Origin of the sequence: Streptococcus sp. 2154 (assembly GCF_013277255.1) — a bacterium.
GTDB lineage: Bacteria > Bacillota > Bacilli > Lactobacillales > Streptococcaceae > Streptococcus > Streptococcus pseudopneumoniae.
Genome location: NZ_VMMK01000080.1, coordinates 1 through 3,096, shown reverse-complemented (window position 1 = coordinate 3,096; position 3,096 = coordinate 1). Strand labels below are relative to the sequence as shown.

Below are 3,096 nucleotides of genomic sequence, written 5' to 3'. Positions count from 1 at the left end.
TCAGTGACCATATCTACGGTAAGGCGACGCTGACGTGGTTTGAAGAGATTTTCGAAGAGTATTACTTTCTGAATTTCTCAGTCTTGTCCTATATAGGGGACAAGGAGATTTCGCTTGAGTCTGCTTACAAATAAACGAAAAGAAAGATAAAGAATAATGAAAATTGGTCAACGAATGATGCGCTTTGGCATAAAAAAATTAAGTATCGGAGTTGTATCTGTTGCAGTCGGCTTTGCATTTCTAGCTCCAGCTGGAATTTCAGCCAATGAACTACAGCAAGATGTAACATCTGAAGTGGCAACAAGAGTGCTAGATCCTAAGGAGGAATTGAGAGAGCCGGAAAATGCTACTCCAAAACTAGAAACTCCTCTTAGAGAGGAGTCAAGACTAGCTCCTCAAACGCTTCCGGAAGCAAGTGAAGTTCTTGAAAACAAAAGGGAAGAGTCAAAAGTAGAGATAACCGAGCCAGCTCAATACTTACCTATTCTTGCTCCTGTAGAAGAAACTAAAGAAGAAGCTGTGACAGAAAAAACAACAAATACTCGTTCTCTAACAGCAGAAGATTTGGTGAAGATTTCCAAAGGGGAATTGCATTTAGAAAATGATTTGATTGATGAATCTCTCTACGGTGAAAAAGTTCTTGATTTGGAAGGGGATGATGACCAAGATGGCATCAAAAACAAAGATGAACTTTATGTGTACAACAAAGATGGTAAGGATTATCTAGGATATAACAGTCATCCCTTGCTAGCAGACAGTGATGGGGATGGTTTGGCAGATGGAGAAGATGACAATAAGAAAGAATGGTATGTCACAGACCGTGATTCTCTTCTCTTTATGGAGTTAGCCTATCGAGACGATGATTATATTGAGAAAATTTTAGATCATAAGAATCCTTTCCCTAGTCTCTATCTTGACCGTCAAGAATACAAACTCATGCACAATGAATTGGCTTCTTTCTGGAAGATGAAAAAAGCCTATCATACAGATAGTGGCTTGGATGCTTTCTTATTTGAGACCAAGAGCGACCTTCCTTATCTCAAAGATGGAACGGTGCACATGTTGGCTATACGTGGAACAAGACGGAATGATGCAAAAGATTTAAGTGCAGATTTTGTTTTGTTAGGAGGAAATAAACCAGCGCAAGCGGATGATATCCGCAAGGTTGTTGGGGAATTAGCCAAGGATACAAGTATTACCAAGTTGTATATGACAGGCCATTCTCTTGGAGGCTACCTAGCTCAGATTGCAGCGGTTGAAGCTTACCAAAAATATCCTGATTTTTATAACCATGTATTGCGAAAAGTGACGACTTTCAGTGCGCCTAAAGTGATTACTTCCAGAGCGGTTTGGAATGCTGAGAATGATTTCTGGGATGTTGGTTTGGAAAGCCGTAAATTAGCTGTTAGTGGAAAAATTAAGCATTATGTGGTTGATAATGATAATGTTGTGACTCCCTTGATTCATAACGATCGTGATATTGTTACATTTACAGGTAATTCACGCTTTAAACACCGTTCTCGTGGCTATTTTGAAAGTCGAATGAATGATATTCCTAACTTTAATATTGGTAAACGAACTACCTTGGATAAACATGGTTATCGTGATCCAAAATTGGATAAAGTGCGATTCTTTAAGAAACAGGCTCTGCCCCAATCTTCTAGTCAACCAAGCGCGGAACCAATGGAAAATATTACCTTAGGGAAACAGGTTACTCAAAGTTCGACAGCTTTCGAAGGAGATGCTAGAAGAGCTGTGGATGGCAAAGTTGATGGTAACTATGGTCACAATTCTGTCACTCATACCAACTTCCAATCTAAGCCTTGGTGGCAAGTAGATTTGGCTAAAGAAGAAACCATTCGCCAAATCAATATTTACAACCGAACAGACACTGCCCAGGATAGATTGGCAAACTTTGATGTCATTCTGTTAGACAGTTCTGGTAAAGAAATTGAGAGAAAACGAATAACATCTCTTAAAGATGTGTCAGCACAAATTGCGATTAACCATAAAAAAGCGCGCTATGTTCGGATTGAGCTAGAAGGCTATAATGCCCTCAGTCTTGCAGAAGTCCAAGTATATCGTGCTGAGAATATCGCTTGGAAAAAACAAGCTAAGCAAAGTTCTACTGATTTTGGTGGAGATGCTAGTCGTGCCTTGGATGGCAATACCAATAGTAGTTATAGCCAGTAATCAATTACCCATACAAAATTTGAAAACCAGCCTTGGTGGGAAGTTGATTTAGGTCGTACAGAACAGGTAGGACTTGTTCGCCTTCATAACCGTGGGGATGGAGAGCTTTCTAAACGTCTGTCAGACTTTGATGTGATTTTATATGATGAAAAAGGGAAAGAAGTTGCTAGACAGTATGTTGCTAAACTTGACGGAACGAGCTTGGATGTTCAATTAAATGGGAAATTGGGACGCCGTGTTCGTGTGCAACTACGTAAGAACAATCAAGCCCTCAGTCTTGCAGAAGTAGAAGTTTTCCGCTTTATCGCTACGAATGGTGAGACGGCGACACAAGTTTCTAAGCCAGTTCAACCAATCAGTCAAACGCCTGTGAAAGACAAAACATTGACAATTCAACATAGTGGAGCTTATATTGCCCGCTACTCTATAACTTGGGAAGAAGTTACAGTAGACAAAGATGGAAACCAAGTTGTTCGTAGTCGTTCTTGGGAAGGAAACGGTCGCAACCAGACTGCAGGTTTTGTCCTCAACCTCCCAATCAAAGGAAACATGAGAAATCTGCGAATTAAGATTGAGAAAAAGACAGGTCTACTATGGAATAGATGGCAAACAATCTATGAAAACAGACCAATTTTAGCTCAACCCCACCGTAAAATTACCCATTGGGGAACAACATTAAATTCTAAGATTTCTGATGACGATGTCTTGTAAAAAATCCTACTATTCAAGAATGAGATGATTTAGTTTATAAGAAAGTACTACCTGAGCTTGAATAGAACTCAGGTAGCTATCTGTGAGAGAACAAAATTAATACTCAATGAAAATCAAAGAGCAAACTAGGAAACTAGCCACAGGCTGCTCAAAGCACTGCTTTGAGGTTGTAAATAGAACTGACGAAGTCAG

General features: G+C 39.7%; 2 protein-coding genes. Both read left to right on the top strand.

What is annotated here, in order from left to right:
- Nucleotides 1-156: 156 nt before the first annotated feature.
- The gene (locus HT693_RS11180) at nt 157-2,193 is read left to right on the top strand and encodes a discoidin domain-containing protein (protein WP_240152734.1); all 2,037 of its coding nucleotides are present in this window, start codon (nt 157-159) and stop codon (nt 2,191-2,193) included.
- 3 nt (nt 2,194-2,196) lie between these two features.
- On the top strand, nt 2,197-2,904 hold the full coding sequence (locus HT693_RS12160) for a thiol-activated cytolysin C-terminal domain-containing protein (protein WP_345890525.1): 708 nt from the start codon (nt 2,197-2,199) through the stop codon (nt 2,902-2,904).
- The last annotated feature ends 192 nt before the right edge of the window (nt 2,905-3,096 follow it).